This window comes from Simplicispira piscis (genome assembly GCF_054783455.1).
This window is the reverse complement of record NZ_BAAGQN010000016.1, coordinates 72,082-91,891: the sequence shown is the minus strand read 5'-3', so window position 1 is coordinate 91,891 and position 19,810 is coordinate 72,082. Positions and strand designations below refer to the sequence as shown.

21 protein-coding genes and 1 pseudogene are annotated in these 19,810 nt (G+C 61.7%); 8 read left to right on the top strand and 14 right to left on the bottom strand.

Annotated elements, in window-relative coordinates; translation table 11 throughout:
- Positions 1–57 precede the first annotated feature (57 nt).
- Together ACYVOC_RS12380 and ACYVOC_RS12375 are read right to left on the bottom strand one after the other, a co-directional pair.
- The gene (locus tag ACYVOC_RS12380; RefSeq protein WP_461162012.1) at positions 58–648 is read right to left on the bottom strand and encodes a lysophospholipid acyltransferase family protein; all 591 of its coding nucleotides are present in this window, start codon (positions 646–648) and stop codon (positions 58–60) included.
- 119 nt (positions 649–767) lie between these two features.
- Positions 768–1,286: an OmpA family protein gene (locus ACYVOC_RS12375; protein ID WP_116003945.1), complete on the bottom strand. Its 519-nt coding sequence runs from the start codon at positions 1,284–1,286 to the stop codon at positions 768–770.
- A 101-nt stretch (positions 1,287–1,387) separates the two neighbouring features.
- Between ACYVOC_RS12375 and ACYVOC_RS12370 the strand changes: the two genes are divergently transcribed.
- The 3 genes from ACYVOC_RS12370 (at position 1,388) to ACYVOC_RS12360 (ending at position 3,617) form a co-directional block, all read left to right on the top strand.
- Positions 1,388–2,011 (top strand): gamma-glutamylcyclotransferase, encoded by a 624-nt coding sequence (locus ACYVOC_RS12370; RefSeq protein ID WP_461162011.1) that lies wholly within the window; start codon positions 1,388–1,390, stop codon positions 2,009–2,011.
- Complete coding sequence (gene pdxH, locus ACYVOC_RS12365; RefSeq protein ID WP_116003947.1) at positions 2,008–2,655, top strand: pyridoxamine 5'-phosphate oxidase; 648 nt, start codon at positions 2,008–2,010, stop codon at positions 2,653–2,655. Before ACYVOC_RS12370 ends, pdxH begins: the two co-directional genes overlap by 4 nt.
- Positions 2,656–2,753: 98 nt before the next feature.
- Positions 2,754–3,617, top strand: a complete 864-nt coding sequence (locus ACYVOC_RS12360; RefSeq protein WP_461162010.1) for an SDR family oxidoreductase — start codon at positions 2,754–2,756, stop codon at positions 3,615–3,617.
- Positions 3,618–3,629: 12 nt separating this feature from the next.
- Here ACYVOC_RS12360 and ACYVOC_RS12355 read toward each other — a convergent pair whose 3' ends face one another.
- From ACYVOC_RS12355 to ACYVOC_RS12330, 6 genes are all read right to left on the bottom strand, one after another.
- Complete coding sequence (locus ACYVOC_RS12355; protein ID WP_461162009.1) at positions 3,630–4,586, bottom strand: AEC family transporter; 957 nt, start codon at positions 4,584–4,586, stop codon at positions 3,630–3,632.
- A gap of 128 nt (positions 4,587–4,714) precedes the next feature.
- On the bottom strand, positions 4,715–5,932 hold the full coding sequence (gene chrA, locus ACYVOC_RS12350) for a chromate efflux transporter (RefSeq protein WP_461162008.1): 1,218 nt from the start codon (positions 5,930–5,932) through the stop codon (positions 4,715–4,717).
- A 26-nt stretch (positions 5,933–5,958) separates the two neighbouring features.
- A complete protein-coding gene (locus ACYVOC_RS12345; protein WP_461162007.1) occupies positions 5,959–6,630 on the bottom strand; it encodes a hypothetical protein in 672 nt (223 codons plus the stop codon).
- Positions 6,631–6,756: 126 nt separating this feature from the next.
- The gene (locus ACYVOC_RS12340) at positions 6,757–7,629 is read right to left on the bottom strand and encodes a hypothetical protein (RefSeq protein WP_461162006.1); all 873 of its coding nucleotides are present in this window, start codon (positions 7,627–7,629) and stop codon (positions 6,757–6,759) included.
- A gap of 209 nt (positions 7,630–7,838) precedes the next feature.
- Positions 7,839–7,964, bottom strand: a complete 126-nt coding sequence (locus tag ACYVOC_RS12335; protein ID WP_255415504.1) for a hypothetical protein — start codon at positions 7,962–7,964, stop codon at positions 7,839–7,841.
- Between the two features lie 74 nt (positions 7,965–8,038).
- Complete coding sequence (locus ACYVOC_RS12330) at positions 8,039–9,073, bottom strand: patatin-like phospholipase family protein (RefSeq protein ID WP_461162050.1); 1,035 nt, start codon at positions 9,071–9,073, stop codon at positions 8,039–8,041.
- A 661-nt stretch (positions 9,074–9,734) separates the two neighbouring features.
- Here ACYVOC_RS12330 and ACYVOC_RS12325 point away from each other — a divergent pair.
- Complete coding sequence (locus tag ACYVOC_RS12325) at positions 9,735–9,974, top strand: hypothetical protein (RefSeq protein WP_370453666.1); 240 nt, start codon at positions 9,735–9,737, stop codon at positions 9,972–9,974.
- A 122-nt stretch (positions 9,975–10,096) separates the two neighbouring features.
- On the top strand, positions 10,097–10,447 hold the full coding sequence (locus tag ACYVOC_RS12320) for an RNA recognition motif domain-containing protein (protein ID WP_461162005.1): 351 nt from the start codon (positions 10,097–10,099) through the stop codon (positions 10,445–10,447).
- A gap of 142 nt (positions 10,448–10,589) precedes the next feature.
- Here the strand turns inward: ACYVOC_RS12320 and ACYVOC_RS12315 are convergent, their stop codons facing one another.
- The 4 genes and pseudogenes from ACYVOC_RS12315 to ACYVOC_RS12300 form a co-directional block, all read right to left on the bottom strand.
- On the bottom strand, positions 10,590–11,099 hold the full coding sequence (locus ACYVOC_RS12315; RefSeq protein ID WP_461162004.1) for a hypothetical protein: 510 nt from the start codon (positions 11,097–11,099) through the stop codon (positions 10,590–10,592).
- A complete protein-coding gene (locus ACYVOC_RS12310; protein WP_461162003.1) occupies positions 11,099–11,500 on the bottom strand; it encodes a hypothetical protein in 402 nt (133 codons plus the stop codon). Before ACYVOC_RS12310 ends, ACYVOC_RS12315 begins: the two co-directional genes overlap by 1 nt.
- A 9-nt stretch (positions 11,501–11,509) precedes the next feature.
- Complete coding sequence (locus tag ACYVOC_RS12305) at positions 11,510–11,770, bottom strand: hypothetical protein (RefSeq protein ID WP_461162002.1); 261 nt, start codon at positions 11,768–11,770, stop codon at positions 11,510–11,512.
- Between the two features lie 31 nt (positions 11,771–11,801).
- A pseudogene (locus ACYVOC_RS12300) lies at positions 11,802–12,099 on the bottom strand (TonB-dependent receptor); the annotation flags it as partial.
- A 344-nt stretch (positions 12,100–12,443) separates the two neighbouring features.
- Between ACYVOC_RS12300 and ACYVOC_RS12295 the strand changes: the two are divergent.
- Positions 12,444–12,815, top strand: a complete 372-nt coding sequence (locus ACYVOC_RS12295; protein WP_233521118.1) for an MbcA/ParS/Xre antitoxin family protein — start codon at positions 12,444–12,446, stop codon at positions 12,813–12,815.
- A complete protein-coding gene (locus ACYVOC_RS12290; protein WP_461162001.1) occupies positions 12,812–13,513 on the top strand; it encodes an RES family NAD+ phosphorylase in 702 nt (233 codons plus the stop codon). Before ACYVOC_RS12295 ends, ACYVOC_RS12290 begins: the two co-directional genes overlap by 4 nt.
- Positions 13,514–13,769: 256 nt before the next feature.
- Here ACYVOC_RS12290 and ACYVOC_RS12285 read toward each other — a convergent pair whose 3' ends face one another.
- On the bottom strand, positions 13,770–15,392 hold the full coding sequence (locus ACYVOC_RS12285; protein ID WP_461162000.1) for a PAS domain-containing protein: 1,623 nt from the start codon (positions 15,390–15,392) through the stop codon (positions 13,770–13,772).
- A gap of 540 nt (positions 15,393–15,932) precedes the next feature.
- Here ACYVOC_RS12285 and ACYVOC_RS12280 point away from each other — a divergent pair.
- A complete protein-coding gene (locus ACYVOC_RS12280) occupies positions 15,933–17,936 on the top strand; it encodes an ATP-binding protein (RefSeq protein ID WP_461161999.1) in 2,004 nt (667 codons plus the stop codon).
- A 207-nt stretch (positions 17,937–18,143) separates the two neighbouring features.
- On the opposite strand, the gene ACYVOC_RS12275 is transcribed toward ACYVOC_RS12280, so the two are convergent.
- The coding region (locus tag ACYVOC_RS12275) for a TonB-dependent receptor domain-containing protein (protein WP_461161998.1) at positions 18,144–19,810 on the bottom strand (1,667 nt) is incomplete at its 5' end.

Below are 19,810 nucleotides of genomic sequence, written 5' to 3'. Positions count from 1 at the left end.
ATTAGATAGCTGCTATCGCTTACCAGTAAAGCGCTAGAGGCCAATTTTTCATAAACTTCAGGCTTCGAACTGCGCTGCGTTCTTGCCCTGGATGGGCGCATAAAAAGCCTTGATGCGCACCATGTCCTGCTCAAGATCGCCCGTGGGCTCGAACACCGGTCCCAAGCCACCGACCTTGCGGCCATAGTCCACAAAGGCCAGCACGATGGGTACGCCCGCCTGGTGGGCAATGAAGTAAAAGCCTGTTTTCCAATGCCGCGTCTTGCCGCGCGTGCCCTCGGGCGGAATGATGAGCTGCATGGGGCCGTCGGCATCGCGCATGGCCTGCGCGGACATGGCCACCAGGTTGCCAGCCTGGCCCCGGTTGACCGGAATGCCGCCCAGCCAGCGCATCAGCCCCCCAAACGGCGCCCTGAACAGGCTTTGCTTGCCCATCCAGTACACCCGCAGGCGTAGTGCAAAAGCAATCATCAGGGTGTAGGGCAGGTCCCAATTACTGGTGTGCGGGGCCGCAATCAGCACGCTCTTGGCGGCATGGGCGGGCAAAGAGCCTTCGACTTTCCAGCCTGTGGAACGAAGAATGGCGAGCGACAGCCCGCGCAGCAGGCTGTTGACGACCGGGGTATCAAAAATGGTGTGGTGGTGCATGGCGAGGCAATCAAAGGGCGCACCAAAAATTTTTGATACTTTTTGCTACATCATGGGTGAGTGTAGCAAGCCCGCACCACCAAAATGGGCCATGGCAGCTGCCATGGCCGGGACCAAAATCACGAACCCGACAACACCACTTCGACGCGGCGGGCTTCGGCGTTGCTGCCGCTGGCCTGGGTTTCTTCGGGTTTCTTCAGCTCGACACGCTCTTCAGCCACACCCAGGGCCTTGAGGGCTTCGCGCACAGCCAGGGCGCGGTTCTTGGCCAGTTCGGCGTTCAGGGCAGCGTCGCCCGTAGCGTCATGGAAACCCGAGACGATCGCCATGCGGCCATCGGCCACGCCCTTGACCACATCGGCCAGGGCCTCGTTGGCGCCTGCGGCCAGATCGGCCTTGCCCGAGGCAAAGTAGAACTTCACCACACCGTCCTCGACACGCACGCTGGCCACGTCTTCCGTCACCACCACCGCTGCGGGAGCAGGTGCCGTTACGGCCACAGGTGCGGGTGCATGGGCGATGCCACGCTTGTAAACTACCACGCCGACCACGGTGGACACCACCAGCGCAATCAGCGCAAACAGGAAACCCAGGGCAAAGCGTTCTTGGCTATCGTCGTCGGAACTGCTGAAGGACATTATTGAAACTCCGGAAAAATGGGGTGGAACAAAAGCCTGTTGACGATCTCCCAAACGTCGCAAACAGAGCCCAAGGGATAACCCGCTATTGTAGAGTCCGCATGCCCGAATTTTCTGCCCCCACGCGCGACCCGGCGCCCTTGCTCGAAAGAGCCTTGCAAGAATGGGGCGGCCAGAGCGATCTGTGGGTTTTTGGCTATGCCTCGCTCATCTGGCGCCCCGAGTTCGACTACGCCGAGCGGCGCGACGCCCGCGTGCACGGCTGGCATCGCGCGCTCAAGATGTGGAGCCACATCAACCGGGGCACCCCGCAATGCCCGGGTCTGGTGTTTGGCATGCTCTCGGGCGGCAGCTGCCGGGGCATGGTGTTCCGTGTTCCACAAAAGCATGCCCACCAGGTCATGGTGAACCTGTGGCAGCGCGAAATGCCCGTGGCCGTGTACGACCCGCGCTGGCTGACCTGCCACACCCCCCAGGGGCCGGTGCAGGCGCTGGCGTTTACGCTCTCGCGCAGCAGCCCCAGCTACACCGGCGAGCTGCAGCCCGATGAATACCGCCGCATCTTCGAGCAAGCCAGCGGCCGCTATGGCAGCACACATGACTATGCGCGCGACACCCTGCACGGGCTGCGCGAGGTGGGCATCCACGACCAGGCACTGGCGCGCCTGCTGCAGTTCTCCAGCCCGCCGCCCGGCCCCGACGGCCCGGGCACAATGGCGCAATGAGCAGCCCCAACACCTCCATCGCCGACCTGCGCAAAAGCTACGAACGCGCCGAACTCAACGAAGACGCCTCGCACGCGGCCCCGCTGCAGCAGTTCGACCAGTGGCTCCAGGAAGCCATCCGCTCCCAGGTACCCGAACCCAACGCCATGACGGTGGCCACCGTGGGCTGTGACCTGCGGCCCAGCACCCGCGTGGTGCTCATCAAAGGGTATGACGAGCGTGGCATCGTCTGGTACACCAACTACGAAAGCCGCAAGGGCCGCCAGCTGGCAGGCAACCCCTTTGCGGCGCTGCAATTTCACTGGGTGGAGCTCGAGCGCGTGGTGCGCATCGAAGGCACCGTCGAAAAAGTCAGCGACGCAGAGAGCGACGAATACTTTGCCAGCCGCCCGCTCGACTCGCGCATCGGCGCCTGGGCCAGCCCGCAAAGCCAGGTCATCTCGGGCCGGGGCGTACTGGTCGCCAATGCCGCCAAATACGGCGCGCAATTCATGCTCATGCCTCCTCGCCCACCCCACTGGGGTGGCTACCGCCTCCAACCCGAGCAATGGGAGTTCTGGCAGGGGCGCAAAAGCCGCTTGCACGACCGGCTGCGCTACCGACGCGATGGAACCCAATGGATACGCGAGCGCCTGGCACCGTAAACAGGCTATCGGACTTGTGAACCAGGTCAAAGGGGCATTTTTGCGTCCCTACACTTCGGCGCATTCTTTGGTACCCACTACGACAAGGAGACAACGCAATGCAATCCGAAAAAAATGCCGCACAAGCTGCCGCAAACAGCCTCCAAGGCAAAACTCTCTTCATCACCGGTGCCTCGCGCGGCATTGGCCTGGAGATTGCAAAGCGCGCTGCGGCCGACGGCGCCCACATCGTCATCGTGGCCAAAACCACCGAGACCAACCCCAAACTGCCCGGCACCATCTACAGCGCAGCCGCTGAAATCGAGGCCGCAGGCGGGCGCGCCCTGCCGCTGGCCGTGGATATCCGCGATGAGGCTGCCGTGCTGGCCGCCGTGGCCAAGGCGGTCGAGGCCTTTGGCGGCATCGACATCCTGGTGAACAACGCCAGTGCCATCAGCCTGACCGGCACCGAAGCCACGCCCATGAAGCGCTTCGACCTGATGCACGGCGTCAACGCCCGCGGCACCTACCTGTGCACCATGGCCTGCCTGCCGGAGCTGAAAAAATCGGCCGCTGCCGGACGCAATCCACAAGTGCTGACCATGTCGCCCCCGCTCACCATGCAGACGCACTGGTTCCAGCCCCACACGGCCTACACCATGGCCAAGTACGGCATGAGCATGTGCACGCTGGGCCACGCGGGCGAGTTCAAACGCTTTGGCATTGCCGTCAACAGCCTGTGGCCGCGCACCGCCATTGCCACGGCGGCCATGCAGATGATTCCCGGCGTGGACATTGCGCTGTGCCGCAAGCCCGAGATCATGGCCGACGCCGCCTGGCACATCCTGACCAATACCTCCGGCGCCACGGGCAACTTCTACATCGATGATGCGGTGCTGCAAGCGCATGGCGTGACCGACTTCGACCGCTACGCCGTCACGCCGGGCAACACCCGTTTTCTGCCCGATCTGTTTGTGGATTGACGGCGCGGCCCATCACACCGCCACAAACCGCGCCACCAGATACATCACCACGGGCAGCGTGACCAGAGCCATGGCGGTTGATACCGCGATACTCGCGGTCACCTCGGCCTCGGCCACGTCGTAGCGCAGGGCAAACAAGAAAACGTTGGCGCCGATGGGCAGCGAAGCCGTGACGACCAGCACCGCCAGCGCCGGGCCCCCAAAGCCCAGCAGCAGGCCCAGCGCGGCCAGCACCAGCGGGAACACCAGCGTTTTGACCAGTGCCACGCGCAGCGCAGGCCACAGGCCCGAACCGATTTTGGAGAACGCCAGCGTGACGCCCACCAGCAACAGCGCCAGAGGCCCCAGCGCCTGGCCCAGCAGTTGCAGGGGTTTGTCGACCACGTCGGGCACGACCAGCCCGGTTTGTGCAAACAGCAGCCCGGTGATGATGGGCAGCGGCACCGGGTGCAGGATGCCGTTCTTGACCGCCTGCAGCACCGTGCGCAGCATGTGCGGCGGGGGCTGGCCCGGCGTGTGGGCGCGCTCGCGTGCAGCGGCCAGCTCAAACACCACGGTGGCGCCGGTCAGCAGCACCAGGGCATGCACCGAGATCAGGGTGAACAGCGTGACCAGGCCCGCCTCGCCAAAGGCCAGGCCGATGAGCGGCACGCCGATCATGATCGTGTTGCCAAAGGTATAGGCCAACCCCCGCGCTGCGGCCAGCGGGGTAAAGCCTTGCACGGCGAGCGCTGCACCAAACACCAGGGCGGCGGCAGCGAAATAAATGCCCACCGGCCCGAAATCGAGCGTTTCAATGTGCACCGTGCTCATGGTGCGGAACAAAAGCGCGGGCGTCAGCACCATGAAAACCAGGTTGGACAGGTCTTTCACCGCTGCAGCCCGAATCCACGCGGCGCGCGCGGCCACAAAACCCAGTGCAATGAACAGAACGACCGGAACCAGGGAGGCGAAGACTGGAGAGTTCAAGATACGCAGGCCGACAGACGGCAAAGAAATAGGCCAGGATATGCGGCGCATCCGCGCCAAAAATACTATGTTTTTGATAGCTTTCAGCGCTTATATTTAAAGCGCTGGAGGCCATTTTCTCTTAAAACCTAAACCAGCGCTCCGGCCGTGGCGCAGGCCAGCACCACGGCCCAGGGCGGCACGCGCCAGAACACCAGGGCCACAAAGGCCAGCAGTGCCAGCCCGAAATCCGCCGCGCCCAGGATGGCGCTGGTCCACACAGGGTTGTACAGCGCCGCCAGCAGCAGCCCCACCACGGCCGCATTCACCCCCGCCAGCGCCGCCTGCGCGTGGGCACTGCGGCGCAGCGGCTCCCAAAACGGCAGCGCCCCCGCCACCAGCAGGAACGAGGGTACGAAGATGGCCACCAGACACACCAGCGCTCCCAGCCCGCCCCCCGGCCATGGCGCCATGGCTGCGCCCAGAAAAGCCGCAAACGTGAACAGCGGCCCCGGCACCGCCTGCGCAGCGCCGTAGCCCGCCAGAAAGGTATCGGCGGTCACCCAGCCCGGCGGTACCACCACGGCCTGCAGCAAAGGCAGCATCACATGGCCGCCACCGAACACCAGCGCACCGACGCGGTAAAACGCATCGAACAGGGCCAGGCCCCTGCCGGGCCACCACTGCGCGGCCAGCGGCAGCAGCACCAGCAGCGCGGCAAACACGATCAGCAGCGCAGCCCCCATGCGCTGGCCCAGCCGGACGGGCAGCGCCTCGTGCGCGCCCTGCACCGCAGACGCCAGGGTGGCTTTTCTGCCCCACAGCCACCAGCCCACGGCACCGGCCAGCAGCATCACGCCCACCTGCGCCCACACACCGGGCCACAGCAGCATGGCACAGGCCGCCAGCACCATCAGCGTGACCCGCGCCCGCCCCACGCACAGGGTGCGCGCCATGCCCCACACCGCCTGCGCCACCACAGCCACGGCCACCACTTTCAGGCCATGCAGCGCGCCCGCATTCAGCACCGTGGTGCCGCTGGCCAGCCCCAGGCCCAGCAGGGCCAGCAGCAGCGCCGAGGGCAGCGTGAACCCCAGCCACGCCGCCAACGCACCGGGCAGCCCTGCGCGCAGCAGGCCCAGCGCCATGCCCACCTGGCTGCTGGCCGGGCCGGGCAGAAACTGGCACAGGGCCACCAGGTCGGCATAGCTGCGCTCGGTCAACCATTGGCGGCGCAGCACAAACTCGGTACGGAAGTAGCCCAGATGCGCCACCGGGCCACCAAACGAAGTCAGCCCCAGACGCAGGAATATCCAGAACACCTGCAAGGAGCCCTGGTACTTTGTTTCTTGGGGTGCATGTGCCATTGCAGATGTACCCGTTCAACGCACCTTCAAGGCGCCTGCCATTGCACCGGTACCGTTTTGATGTCGCTGTTGGTCCAGGCGGTCACGGTGGCGGTGATGCGGGTGCCTTGGCCACTGCTGGTTTTGCTGACCGAACGAACATGCAGTCGGTAGTCGGGCGTCACCTGCTGCTGCGCCAGCAGCCGGGCGTGGGCCGCAGCCTCGCCGCTGCGCAGCACGGCCACCACCACACCCAGGCCCACCACCAGCACCACACCCACCAACGCCGGGGGCGTCATGCTCCAGGGTTTGAGGTTACGGGCAGCACGGGCGGCGCGTACGGGCTCGCGGCCCAGTTGCCATGCCAGCCAGCCCAGCAGGCCCACCACCAGCACCGCCAGCCCGACCGCGACCGGTTCAGGCCCCATGCCCAGGCGCAGTTGGGCAAAAGTCAGGCTGAAGGGCTGCATGAAGGGCAGGACAAACACCGTGGCAAGCAGGGTTGCCAGCAACCACACCGCAAACCAGCGCGCCACCAACGCGGCCTGCAGGCTGCCGCGCAGCATGAAGATGCCGGCCACGACCGCAAAGAGATTGAAACCCGAGGCGTAGGCCAGGCCCTGGGCCAGGCTGTACGCCAGGGCTGCCAGGTCGATCAGCCCTGCCGCCAGCAATACGGCGCCGGCGTTGCGAAGGATGGGGAGGTATCTTGTGTCCATACGGTGCGGGCCGCTGCTGCAAGGGTATGTGCGTACCCCGCGGCAAAACAGGCCAATGTTGTGAAACTGGGCTTTCAGGAGGCGAACGTTACCACCGCCCGCCCCCCACTGGCAGGCCCGCAGGGTTCAAATCTCGCGCGGACCGCTCCACACCCCGCTGCGCAGGCCTTCGGGGCTTTTGAGCGCCCACACCTGGGCGCTGGCGCTCCAGGCTTCTTCCTGCACGTTCAGCCCGGCAAACACGCCGTAGCCCTGGCCCGCGCAAATATCCTCGCCCGCGCACAAGCTCTCGCCGGCCTTGATGGCGCCCTGCGCGTGGATGCACTCACCCGCCTTGATGCCCCAACCCGCTTCCAGGTGCGATGCGCCCGTCAGGGCCCCGCCCACCAGCATGCCCTGCCCTGCCCGCACGCTGTCTCCTGCCGTCAGGTGGCCGCCTACGCGCAGGCCTTTGTCGCAGGCCAGCGGGCCCTGCGCAATCAAATCCTGCCCCACAAAGGCCCCGCCTCGGAGCGTGAGCTTGCCGTTGCAAACCACATCCCACGCGGCCCGCAGGTCACCGCCGCAGTGGATATCGCCCTCCACCTGCACGCCCCAATCGGCGCGCACGTCGCCTCCGGCCTGCAGCGCGCCGCCGCTGACGATGCTGCCTGCCACGCGAATATCCTCGCCCGCCACCACATGGCCGCCCGCACGCAGCCCGCCCCCCGCGCGAATAGAACGCCCCGCCTGGATGACAGTGTCCACATCAATGCCGCCGCGCACCTCGATCGTGCCGGCAAACACGATCGCCTCGGCCTCCAGCACATCCACCGTCAGCACTGCATTGGTCGGGCCAAACTGCGTGAGCAGCCAGCAGGCATCGTCCACACGCCCGGCATTGACCAGCGTGTCCAGCGCATCCTGGTAACCGGTGCCGTCTTCCACATGGCGGCTGAACCAGCGAAAACCATCGGCGCATGGGCTTTTGGCTCGCAGAAACTTTTTGGTGAATTCCATCGCCATCACCCCCGGCCTCGCGCGTTCATCCGTGGGCAGGCAGGTGCGGTAATGCGGGGCCAAGGCCCATCGGCATAGTCTGGTGGCATGGCACATCTCCTGAAAAAGAGCGGCCCAGCGCGCCCGAATCAGGGCAAAGCAGCCGGCCGCCATCGCGCGGGGCTGGTGCCCGGCGATGGAGGTTCTGCGCAGATGAAAGAGAAGGAAGGTTATCGCCGGGCGGAGGAATGTGCGACCGGCTTGTAGGGCCAGATCTCACGCACCACGGCGTGCCCGTCCACAGCCACGCAGCCGCGCTGCGGACCGGTGTGAATGGACGGTGTTTGGGAAGGCATGGGGGCGAATGGTAGCAGCGAAGCCATTTGAAGTGGCGTCGCCGGGTTAATGGGGCGAACGCGGCTGGCGCTCCTCAGGGCTTCATGCAGGGTTCACCCAGCCCGGCCATCCCCGCCATTTTCTGCAGGCGCGAGCGGTTCTCCATGCAAGCCTTGTACTGGGCCTCGGCGGCCTTTTGCTGTGCCAGATGGAGGGTCTTGGCGCGTTCGGCCTGCAACTGGGCCACGCGCTCGCGAATTTGCGGCATCGCGGCCAGGGCGGCTTTTTCGCCCTCGACGATGGCCGTGGCGCGCTGGCTGAAATCTGCCGAACCCATATCGAGCACCTTGGGGCGGACGATGACGTCGGCCCGCGCCAGTTCGGCCTGGCCCAGCTTTTGGCCCATGATGGCGATCGACTGGCTGAGCGTGCCCAGCATGTCGCCCGGCGACTTGCCCCGGGCCTTGTTGGAAATATCCACCGCAATCACCACATCGGCGCCCAGCTGGCGCGCTGCATCCACCGGCACCGGGCTGACGATGCCGCCATCCACAAAATGGTATTTGCCAATGACCACGGGCTGAAACACCCCCGGAACGCTGCTGGACGCCCGCACCGCCTGGCCTGTGTTGCCCCGCGCAAACACCGTGCGCTCGCCATCTTCAAGCCGCGTAGCCACCGCCACAAAGGGCCGGGCCAGTTGCTCCAGCGGCTTGCGGCGCACCTGTTCGTTCACATAGTCCTCCAGCTTCTGGCCTTGCACCAGGCCGTCGGACGACAGTTGCAGGTCGCGGATCTTGCTCTCGTCCAGCGCCACGGCCTTTTCCTGCAGTTCAAAGGCATTCATGCCGCTGGCATACAGCGCTCCTACCACGCTGCCCGCACTGGTACCCGCTACCACCGCTGGCGTGAACCCATTGGCTTCCAACATCTTGATCACGCCTATATGCGCAAACCCTTTGGCCGCGCCGCCGCCCAGGGCTATGCCGATCTTGATGGGGGGCGTGGGGGCAGTGGTAGCCGTGGGCTCGGGAACAGCCGATGGCGCGCTTGGTGGGGTGCTGCCACAGGCCGCCAGGGTGGCAAAAAGAAGGCACACCAAGGAGCGCGGGAAGCTGCCAGGGCGCATGCCGGGGGAAGGAATTGTCATGGGGGGCTCAGTGTAGTGTTTCACTCTCGACAGCCTCCTAGTGTCCTGAATTGGAAGTTCGCTTCATAAAGATGCCGAGAATCGCCGCCATGCGGCGTTGCAAATCCTCGCGATAGCTACGGCTATCGCTGCGGTTTGCGCCTTGCCTGACGACGATTTCGACATCTTTGTTTCCTCAACGAACTTCCAACTCAGGACACTAGGCGCAGGGGCGCAGACATATCGGGTGACGTCAAGCCATTGCAACAATGCAGATAGCCCCTTGGCTGCTGGCCCAGAGGGAGCACCACTGAGAGTGAAACACTGCACAAAAAGTTGAGCGGCCGGTAGCGCCCTATAGGTGGTGTAGGCGCCCAGCGCAAGGTTTGCCGCTGCGGCGATCGTGCGGGGAGCACCCAGCACGTATTTTTAAAACCAGGAAGAATATTAAAATATATCAAAATATTAAATAGGCTATAATCTACCGTGTTGCAGTCACCGCTCTTGACGCGTGCAGTCGCCGCAACGCCTGCCAAGAGGTGCAAGCCTCCCCCTGCAGGTTGCCTTTTGCGACCTATGTCGCCCAGTGGGTCTATAGAGCTGCAGCCCACCGAGTCCCTTGATGCTCACGCAGGCCGGTTTTCCACGCCTGCGACCCTGAATGCACCCGATTTCAAAGACCGCCATTTCCATGGGCAAGTACGTCGTTTCGCCCACGACACACCCGACCGACTGCGGGCGCTTTCGCGCCTCCTTCTCGATCCATCGTTCCCAGGGCAACGGCAGCTACTGCCGCGTGTTCCGTTTTGACAAAGCCTTTGCCTCGCGCGAAGCCGCCCGTCTCTTTGCAGTCACCCAGGGCTGGCTGCAAACGAGCATGCAGCACCCGCCTGCGTGCTGATGGATGATCTGGCCACGCCAGATCCGATCCACCCCGCCCCGTTGCTGCGGACTCCCGATCCGCACGCCCGTACCCCAACGGTGCGCCATTCGTTGCGCGCCATATTTCAGAAAGGCTCCTCCATGAGCAGCAAAATCTACGTGGGCAACCTGCCCTATTCCGTGACCGATTCCAGCCTGGAAAGCAACTTTGCCGAGTTTGGCGGCGTTGCCTCGGCCAAGGTCATGATGGACCGCGAAACCGGCCGCTCCAAAGGCTTCGGCTTTGTCGAAATGGCCTCCGCCGAAGTCGCCCAGGCCGCCATCAGCGCCTTGAACGGCATGTCCGTCGATGGCCGCTCGATCGTCGTGAACCTGGCTCGCCCCCGCGAAGCAAGTCACAGCGCCGGGGCCTACAGCGCGGCTGGCTACGGTGCCGGAAAACGCTCGGACGTGGGCTACGGCACGGGTGGCTACGGCGGCGGCCGTTACTGAACCCCGTAAACCCCTGTGAAAAACCGGCTCCTCAGAGCCGGTTTTTTTTATGCGCGCCCGGCACGGCGCACTCACTCGGAGAGGAAGGCCCTAGACTGGTCCCGCAAGAGGAACCGTTCAATGTGCAAAAGCGTTGCACCAATCACTCGCATGACTTCCTTGTCGCTTCTGATTCCACCCGCATGGCGGCTGCGCGAGGCTCGGGCAACGTGGATTGCGGTGGGGTGACCGTAATGAGTCGATCGCCCTCAATACGGTATTCATACTCGCGTGTTGCACCGATCAGGTCGGTTTTAAAGGTACTGCCAGTCATGGTTGTCACATAGAAATTCGGCCGGTCAATTCGATACTGGTAAGAGGTTCTCGCCATTCCCGTGGACGTCATGCATGTCGATTCGATGTGCTCTTTCTTAAACTGGAGAATGCACCGCCCGGACGTGTCCTCGGCCTTTGAGCCGTCCTGCGCGTACAGAACGATCTTTTCCGCACGCCAACACCCCACAAGCGAAGGGTCTGGTGCAGCCGCATGGCTCCATGGTGCGGCCAAGGCCAGGGAAAAGAAAAAATAGCGCGCGAAATACTTCATGTGAAATTTAACGTTTAACTTCAGCAGAACGCCGTAGACGGTCGGATGCAGCTGCTTGTTAACCATTACAGTCCACGACCGCGGGTCGCGGCGTCAAATCCAATTGCTTGCTTGCCCAAGACAACGTCTTTCTGGTGATTTAGGAGAATGGCGATTGCATCCAGATTTCCTTTGCTATCCGCCTTACCTAAATGTTCGACCAAGTCGGCCGTACGTTTTGCGAATTCGGTTTCCGCTTGGGACGATTCGAGAGCAGTTTTTTGCGCAATCATTTCGGGCCGCGCAGACAGCATGTCGATTGCTGCTTTATTCAGTTCACTCTGCCAACCGATGATTTGAGTTTTGATCTCACTCAGTGCTCGCCCAGCATCTTGAGATTGTTTGCGTGCATCCCACCAAAAGATGATCGCAAGCACCAAACTGGCGACTGAGAGAACGATGCCAGTAGCAGTTGAATATTGTTCCATAATGATTACTCAGCGTTTACCTGCCGCCCCACGACGCCTCAGCAATGCAAACGATGTCGATCGCGGCAGATAAATCATGTTGAATTGAACCGCCACCACGGGCTGCGGTTGTGTGGGTTTTCTATAGCGGATGGATTCCTCCTCCCCCTTCATTTCAGCCATTATGGCGCCGAGCACGTCCTGTTTTTGTGCCGTGCTGGCCTGTTGGGCAATGCGTTGGGATGGGCCGTTGTACGATGCCAGCGGAACATGGCCCACCTGCCCGGTCACGCCACTTCAGCCCCATCGGGCGGCCGCAGCATCAAAACGCCACCCTCACCCCCCACCGTCACATTGCGCCCCATCAACGGCGCGGCGTTCTTGATGAACGAGGTGTGCGCGTAGGCCAGCCGGTCCGTCAGGTTGTTGCCCTTCAGGTACACCTGCCAGGGCGTGCCGTTGGTTTGGCCGCTGTAGCTTACGCCCAGGTTGTTCAGCATGCCGTAGCCGGGCGAGGCGGTTTCAAACGCCGCCACGCGGTTCTGGCGGGCCACTTGCACCCATTCGACCTAGCCTTCCCAGGCTTGCCAATGGACGTCCAGTCGCACACCGGCGCGGGTGATTACGGCGGCTGCCGTTACTGAGCCCCGTAACCCCCTGTGAAAAACCGGCTCCTCAGAGCCGGTTTTTTTCGGCCCATGTCAATGCAATGGCCGGGCTTCAATTGCTATTATTACTATAGCTATAAGCGCTTTATGGTAAAGCTCTGGAGGCCAAAATTAATGCTCTTCGCGGAGACATTAGCCATTGCCCCGGCAGGGACGCCACGGCCTATTCAACACCCTGACGGAGCGCAAAGCCACTGCGGCGCTGCGCACCCCCATCAACCCGACCTATCGCAAAATGCCATGAAATTATTTGGCATTGATGCTATATTCTTTCCTGTGAAACACAGGAGTTCGCCATGCAACCCCATATGACCCTGGCCCCGGACAAAGCGATCGTGTTGGGCAAGGCAACCATCCGTGCCGCTCATGAGATGCGTCTTTCCAATGCCGCCCTGGCGCGCGTCATTGGCCTGAGCGAACCCACCATCAGCCGCATTGCAGGCGGCCGCGGCATCGACCCGCAATCCAAGGAAGGCCAACTAGCCCTGCTGGTGGTGCGCCTGTTCCGCTCGCTGGACCCGCTGGTCGGCTCCGACGCACAAAAGCGCCACGACTGGCTGCGCAGCCACAACAAGGCGCTGAACGGCACACCCGCCGCACTCATCGAAACCCCCACAGGCCTGGTCAACGCCCTGGCCTACCTGGACGGCATGCGGGCCGCCGCGTGACGGCCCCCACGGCGTGGCACCTCGGCTGGGTGCACGAGCACACGCAGCCCCTGGCCATGCATGCGTTTCGCATGGTCGAAACACAGCACATCGCCGCCACCATGCGCCTGGTGGACTCCGCCGCCGAGCAGGATGTGCTGGAACACATGCTGGACGCCAGCAAGCCACCCCTGCCCCCAGAGGCCCAAGGCATCCACTACCTGCTGGCCGCGCCTTTCCGCTACCTGCCGCCCACGGGCTCGCGCTTTCGCAGCACGCACATGCCCGGTATTTGGTACGGCGCGGACGACTCCTACTGCGCCTGCGCCGAAATCGCCTACTGGCGTCAGCGCTTCCTGCTGGACAGCGCAGGCCTCATCACGCAACACCTGTCCACCGACCACTCCCTGTACGAAGCCGCCGTGCAAGGCCGCGCCATCGACCTGCAAACACCCCCCTGGTCCCAGGCCGCAGCGCACTGGAAGCACCCCAGCGACTACACCGAAACCCAGAAGCTGGGCGCGCTGGTGCGTGCGGCAGGCAACGTGGCGTGGATCCGCTACGCCTCGGTCCGCGCCCCGGAGCATGCATGTGCCGCCGTATTCGACCCCCGGAGCCTGACCCTGCTGACCCCGGAGGGCCGGTACGAGCAATGGCACTGCCACACGACACGCGACCGGGTCACGCTGTCAAATGGGCGGATGCGGTTTGATTTTTGAGGGCAGGTTGCCGGCTGCTTGGCGCTATCTGGGCAAAGCCGCATTCGTTCCGCGTAAGGACCACAATGGGGACAGGTTCATTTTTCTGCCCGAACCACAATGGGTCGAGCGAAGCGAGCCATGCGACAGCCCCGCAGGCACCTCCTGATTCTGTTTCCAAATCATTCGTGTCTAGGCGCGAAGCCGCAGACAGTGCTGTAGCACGGCAAGGCGAAGCAACAACGACACGGATGATTTAGAAATGGAATGACACCTTTTATTGAAACACGCACACGCCCAAGGACTGGCTTTTGGCCTGGTACATGGCGGCGTCTGCGGCGCGCAGGTAGTCATCCACCGTCGCCAACCTGGATGCGCTGCTGACCAATCCAATACTCGCGCCACTGCGCACGGTGTGTTCGCCGATCACATAAGGCGCTGCGAGGGCGGCGCCAATCTGTTGGGCGCGCTGGGTGGCTTCAGCGGGGTCAATGGACTCCAACAGCACATTGAACTCGTCGCCACTCATGCGGGCGACCAGATCCACCGCCCGCACGCAGGATTCGAGCCGCCGCGCCACCTGCTGCAACAGCAGGTCGCCCACATGGTGCCCGTAGCTGTCATTGACGGTCTTGAACTCATTGAGATCCAGCAGCAGCACGGCGAACATCGTGGCGCCAGCGCGTGCCGGCACGCCATCAACACTCGCCGCCTCGTTCTGGTGCAGCGCCATGAGATGCGCGAGGCGATCGCGGAACAACGGCCGGCCGGGCAAGCTGGTGAGCGCATCGTAGGAACTGCCACGTTCGGCCAGATCGCTGAGCGACCCCGCCATGCGCACCGCAACGCCGTCTTCAAATTCTGCAAGCCCGCGCCAATTGACCCACACCAGCCGCCCAGCCCCGTGGAAGGCGCGGAAATCCACCGAAAAGTTCGGGCTGTTCCCCGCCAGGTGCCTGCGGTAGGCCGCCTGCACGCGAGCGCGATCCTCGGGATCGATGAGCTTCTCCAGAAAGCGCCAGCCACCGTCGTGCACATGATCGCCGCCAGCCAGCCCGACGATCTGGTGAAAGCGCCCGGACACATGCAGGGCGTCCGTGCGCAAGTTCCAATACCAGATACCGTCGTTGGACCCGCGGGTCGCCAGCGAATAGCGGTTTTCGGAGCGCACCAACTCCAGTTCGGTGTTCTTCTGCTGGGTCACGTCGATCATCAGGCCGATCATGCGGTTCGGCCGCCCCGGCTCGACCACTGCGCGGCACAGGTCACGCACCCACACCACCTTGCCGGACTTGGCAATCAGCCGGTAACTCATCTCGTAGGCATAGCTGTGCGTGGCGTTGTATGCGGCATCGTCGATCAGCAGGGCCTGCGCCAGGTCATCGGGATGCACATGCGCCCGCCAGAAGCCCGGGTCAGCCCGCCATTCCTCCACGGAGTAACCGAACAAGCGTTCCACCTGCGGGCTCAGGAAGGTATTGCCCACGCCGATTTCAGCCTCCCACACCACGCCATCAATGGTTTCCAGCAGGCGCAGAAAGCGCTGGCGAACCTCCACCAGCACCTGCTCGGTGACCTCGGTGATCTCGATCAGCACACCCTGGCGGCTGATCACCCGCTCCGCCGCATCCGTCTCCGGGTGGAGCTGCAGACGCACCCAGCGGTAGTCCGCGTCGGCAAAGCGCAAGCGGAACACCGGCATGCCCGAGCGCATGGTGCCGATGTCGTCGGGATGCACGAACTCCAGCAGAGACCTGCCGAGCGCCGCCTCCACCGAATGGCCGGTGAGCTTGTGCCACGCCGGGTTCAGATAGGTGATCTCCCACAGCGCATCTGTTTGCACCACCGCTTCGGGTAACAGTTGCAGCAGCTTTGCGGACGGCGCGGGAGGGGTGGGCATGCAGGGCTGTCGCAAAAGGGGGGGCAGTTACATCCAACGGATAGAAAAATCAACCGCGTTGGATCAAGTATGGCATGGGTTTATGGCGCCTAAGCCTCCTTGGTTTCGGTGGTTTGGGGTGGCGAAAGGATGCCAACCAGCAACCACCTCCCCCGCCTCTGGTTCGTTCACATCACGACGGAATCACCCGTCAGAACGCCACCCTCACCCCTGTCGTCACATTGCGTCCCATCAAAGGTGCGGCAGTCTTGACGAAGGCGGTGTGCGCTTGATCGCAGTCGGGTATCGGCCAATTGCTGTCGTCCAGCGATGTCTGCTATAGGTAGTATTGCGTTTTTCATCTTCACCTCAGCCTGGTCCGTTACACAAGAGTATGGTCATGCAGCGTTGCCTTTCGCAATCCGCAGACCAAAGCCTTTTTCAGAAAAAATCTACTTTGCTCCCAAGTGTCTTCATTGTTGATTCGTCCCATGGTTTTCTCGTGGCCGACCACTCCAGCAAGGTAAACTTAGGTGTCAATTTTAGAATATGGGGGAGTCAATGATTCGAAGCAAATCAATTCATCAAGCAATTAGTGAGCTAGCATATCAGTTCGAGATTAATTCAAATGATTTGTTTAGTATTACAAAGCCCTTTTCTACTTTTGAATATGAAAAAGGCGTATATGGAGCAATTTTTTTGAAGCCCAATAAGCGTTTGGCAAAAATATTTGCTACAGATCGGGAAATCATTGCCCTGATTACAAATTTTCCCGAGCAACAACAAAGAACGATTCATGCTCTAGTGGAGCAGGTGACCGAGTCCAAGGGCCGACTCGAAGGGACACTGGCAATCGTTGTTCACGCGGATCCGGACGGAAATTCTAAGTTAAAGAACTGGGGGCGTGAACAGGGCGTAGCTATACTGCCAATATCTGCACGCGACTCGTTGGCGGGGGTAGAAAATTTTGAGAGAGATCTCCTGCAGGATTTTTTCTCGAACGATCCGTTTGATGTTACTGGCCCAGTTTCGGACGACACAAGATTTTTCGGAAGGCGAACTGAAGCGCTCGATATCGCTCGGCAACTGCGAAATGGGCAAATTCGATCATCCCTGGGAATTCGTAAAATTGGAAAAACTTCAATTCTCAACCGAATTTTGCATGAAGCATTGACTAATCATGATTGCATTTGCGTAATGATTGATTGCTCAAAGGATGATGTTTGGGAACAAGGTGCGCCCGAATTATTAAACTCAATGGCCGAGTCAATCAATGCAGCAAATTCAAAAATTCCAAAATATGCTGAGGTTATGCGTGCGCGAAATCGCAAAACAGAACTATCCGAAGCCAGGAGTAATTTGCTCAGCGCCATTAATTCTGCAGGTTGCACCGTTATAATTTTCTTTGATGAAGTTGACTACATCACACCTGGAAGTCCTACGGCAAAAGATGTATGGTCAAAAAACTTCAATCCTTTCTGGCGAAATTTAAGGGTAGTGACTCAAGAGTGCGCCCGCACTGATAAAAAATTATCTATTTTCGTGTGTGGCGTGTCCAGCAAGTGGTTTAAGGAGGAGTCAATTGATGGAGTGGAAAACGCAGCACTCTCTTTTATTCCAGAAGAATACTTATCTCCTCTTGCCGCTAGCGCCAGCGCAGCTATGATTCGATCAATTTCAAAGGTTGCTGGCCTATCGTTTGAAGAGTCCACGGCCGAGTTGATTGGTGCAGCAAGTGGTAATATGCCCTATTGGACGCGGAAGGCTTGTTCATATATTCATAGAAATGTAGATGTCAGAGAGCGACCATGTATAGTGCCAAAAGAAACCGTAGAAAGACTTGTCAAAGAGTTTGTTGATGTTGAGGGTGCTGCAATTGCTGAAGTAGCGCTAAATCATCTTTTTAAAGTCCATCCAGATGTTTATTTGCCAGCAAAAAGTGTATTTGATGGGAATATACATACAAAAACAGAGCCTCAGATCGCTACTCTTCTGCGGTACGGCGTCCTTGCCGAACGAGTTGGTCGAATTTACTTCGGAAGCTCGATGATTCAAGAAGGCCTCAGACTCTACATACAAAAGCAAATTCCACTTAGCACTATCGAAGGCAACGAGCACCGGATACCAGCAGCTCTTCAATTTACTCTCAATGAATGGGCGGATGAGCTAGCAAGCATCAATGCCAATCGCAATAAACTTGAAAGAAAACTTCGCGCACTTACACTTAATTTTATTAAGTTTTCTTGTCTTCAGGATAGGAGCAAACCAACGCCTTCCGTACGCATACAAAAATGCATTGAGAAGAATCGAATCGAAAAACTGAAACACCTTCCACCGGATGACATAGTAGAAAAACTCTTGTGGTCAGAGTTGACGCGTCTCGTAGAGGTGGAGTGGGATTTATTTGCGCCGATTTTTTTTGATTTAAGACAATTCAAAGAGCATGCTTTAATGGTTAACGATCGGCCAGATACACACGCTAAAGACGTTGATGGGGCTGATTTGGCTTTATATAGACGGTCTCTTCGATGGCTGGAGGAGGCTGTCCAGCGTGCAAGCGCTTGACTTTATGGCAGACATGGACTGCAGCCCAAGTCCTCAGTCCGGAATGTCTACGAGTTGGCAGTGTGTCCGAGCTGGCCGATGACAGCGATGGGTCGATAGCGATCCAATCGGATTGCCGAACCATCCACAAATAATCATCAACGGCAGCACCAGCCAGCAGCGCCCTCCCCCGCCGCTGGCTCGCTCACATCACGACGGCATCACCCGTCAGAATGCCACCCTCACCCCCACCGTCACATTGCGCCCCATCAAAGGCGCGGCGGTCTTGATGAACGAGGTGTGCGCGTAGGCCAGCCGGTCCGTCAGGTTGTTGCCCTTCAGGTACACCTGCCAGGGCGTGCCGTTGGTTTGGCCGCTGTAGCTCACGCCCAGGTTCAGCATGCCGTAGCCGGGCGTGGGCTGCTCGAAGGCGGCCACGCGGCTCTGGCGGGCCACCTGCATCCATTCCACCTGGCCTTGCCAGGCGTTCCAGGTGGCGTCCAGCCGCAGGCCGGCGTGGGCCGGGGGGATGCGGGGGAGCAGGCTGCCGTCTGCCAGGCGGGCGCGCACGGCGTCGCCAAACAGGGTAACGCCTACACGGCGGTTCAGGCGCTGGCGCACCTGGGCTTCGATGCCGGTGAAGGTGGCGTTTTGCTGGGCGTATTGCAGCAGTTGCAGGCCGTCCAGTTCGTCCAGCGTGGCGCCGTGGATGTAGCCGTTGATGCGGTTGCGGAACACACTCACGCCGAAGGTGGTGTCGCCGCTGGTCTTGCGCAGGCTCAGGTCGATGTTGTTCGACGTTTCAGCGCGCAGGCTGGCGTCGCCGCGCTCGTAGGTGGCGGTGGCCATGTGCAGGCCGCGCGCGTACAGCTCTTCGGGCGTGGGGGCGCGGCTGGCGCGGGTGAGGCTGGCGCCCAGCTGGTAACCGGGGCGGAACTTCCACACCGCGCCCAGCGATGCCGAGGTGCCGTTGTGGCTGCGCTCGATGCCGCTGGTTTCAGCCTGGGCCGTCTGGCGGTCGTGGCGCAGGGCGGCCTCGAAGCGCCAGTCGCCCCAGCGGTATTCCTCCAGCGCGAACAGGCCGGCGCGGCGCGTGGTGGTGGGCTGGATGTAGGCCTCTTCGCCTTCGGCGGCAAAGCGGCGTTGCGATGCCTGCACGCCCAGCATGCCGCGCCAGCCCGCCAGGGGTGCGTGCTGCAGTTCCACGCGGGCGCTGTGGGCCTTGTTTTGGAAGGTGGTGACGGGGGTGCCGTCTTCCACCTCGTCATGCTGGTAGTCGGTGATGCCGGCGCGCAGGCGCAGGGCGGTGAAGCCTGCAAAGGGGTTGCGCAGCTCGCCCCGGATGTCCAGGCGCTCGCTGCGCAAGTCCACCACGGGCACGTCGCCGTGCTCGTCTTCATGGCCGTGGTCGTGGCCGTCGTCTTCGCCGTGGCTGCCGCAGTGCAGGTGGTTGCCGTGGGTGTGGCAGCCTTCAAAGCCGTGGTTGTGGCCGGGCAGGCCGTATTTGGCGGACTGGCGGGTGTAGGCGGCACCCAGGTAGCCGCTGCTGCCCACCCACGAGATGCCCACGCTGCCGGTGTCGGTGCGGTTGAAGCTGCCGGGCACCTTGCGGTCCACGTGGCCGTCGTGCAGCCAGTTGGGGCCCACGCGGTAGTCGGCGGCGTCGCGCGCCACGCCTTCCACGTGCACGGCCAGGTTGCCGGTGCCGCCGGTGAGCGAGAACACGCCCGCCTTCTCGCTGGCGCCGCTGTTGGCGCGCAGTTCCAGGCTGCCTTCGTAGCCCTTGGCGGGGACGGCGGTGGGCACCTTGCCGTCGAGCACGTTGACCACACCACCCACGGCGCCGTCGCCATGCACCAGGGCCGAGGGGCCGCGCAGCACCTCGATCTGGGTGG

Bases quoted from the DNA above. Each gene is read 5' to 3' on its own strand.
- ACYVOC_RS12380 (WP_461162012.1), bottom strand. From the start codon at position 648: ATGCACCACCACACCATTTTTGATACCCCGGTCGTCAACAGCCTGCTG.
- ACYVOC_RS12375 (WP_116003945.1), bottom strand. From the start codon at position 1,286: ATGTCCTTCAGCAGTTCCGACGACGATAGCCAAGAACGCTTTGCCCTG.
- ACYVOC_RS12370 (WP_461162011.1), top strand. From the start codon at position 1,388: ATGCCCGAATTTTCTGCCCCCACGCGCGACCCGGCGCCCTTGCTCGAA.
- pdxH (WP_116003947.1), top strand. From the start codon at position 2,008: ATGAGCAGCCCCAACACCTCCATCGCCGACCTGCGCAAAAGCTACGAA.
- ACYVOC_RS12360 (WP_461162010.1), top strand. From the start codon at position 2,754: ATGCAATCCGAAAAAAATGCCGCACAAGCTGCCGCAAACAGCCTCCAA.
- chrA (WP_461162008.1), bottom strand. From the start codon at position 5,932: ATGGCACATGCACCCCAAGAAACAAAGTACCAGGGCTCCTTGCAGGTG.
- ACYVOC_RS12345 (WP_461162007.1), bottom strand. From the start codon at position 6,630: ATGGACACAAGATACCTCCCCATCCTTCGCAACGCCGGCGCCGTATTG.
- ACYVOC_RS12340 (WP_461162006.1), bottom strand. From the start codon at position 7,629: ATGGAATTCACCAAAAAGTTTCTGCGAGCCAAAAGCCCATGCGCCGAT.
- ACYVOC_RS12335 (WP_255415504.1), bottom strand. From the start codon at position 7,964: ATGCCTTCCCAAACACCGTCCATTCACACCGGTCCGCAGCGCGGCTGC.
- ACYVOC_RS12330 (WP_461162050.1), bottom strand. From the start codon at position 9,073: ATGCGCCCTGGCAGCTTCCCGCGCTCCTTGGTGTGCCTTCTTTTTGCC.
- ACYVOC_RS12325 (WP_370453666.1), top strand. From the start codon at position 9,735: ATGCACCCGATTTCAAAGACCGCCATTTCCATGGGCAAGTACGTCGTT.
- ACYVOC_RS12320 (WP_461162005.1), top strand. From the start codon at position 10,097: ATGAGCAGCAAAATCTACGTGGGCAACCTGCCCTATTCCGTGACCGAT.
- ACYVOC_RS12315 (WP_461162004.1), bottom strand. From the start codon at position 11,099: ATGGTTAACAAGCAGCTGCATCCGACCGTCTACGGCGTTCTGCTGAAG.
- ACYVOC_RS12310 (WP_461162003.1), bottom strand. From the start codon at position 11,500: ATGGAACAATATTCAACTGCTACTGGCATCGTTCTCTCAGTCGCCAGT.
- ACYVOC_RS12295 (WP_233521118.1), top strand. From the start codon at position 12,444: ATGCAACCCCATATGACCCTGGCCCCGGACAAAGCGATCGTGTTGGGC.
- ACYVOC_RS12285 (WP_461162000.1), bottom strand. From the start codon at position 15,392: ATGCCCACCCCTCCCGCGCCGTCCGCAAAGCTGCTGCAACTGTTACCC.
- ACYVOC_RS12280 (WP_461161999.1), top strand. From the start codon at position 15,933: ATGATTCGAAGCAAATCAATTCATCAAGCAATTAGTGAGCTAGCATAT.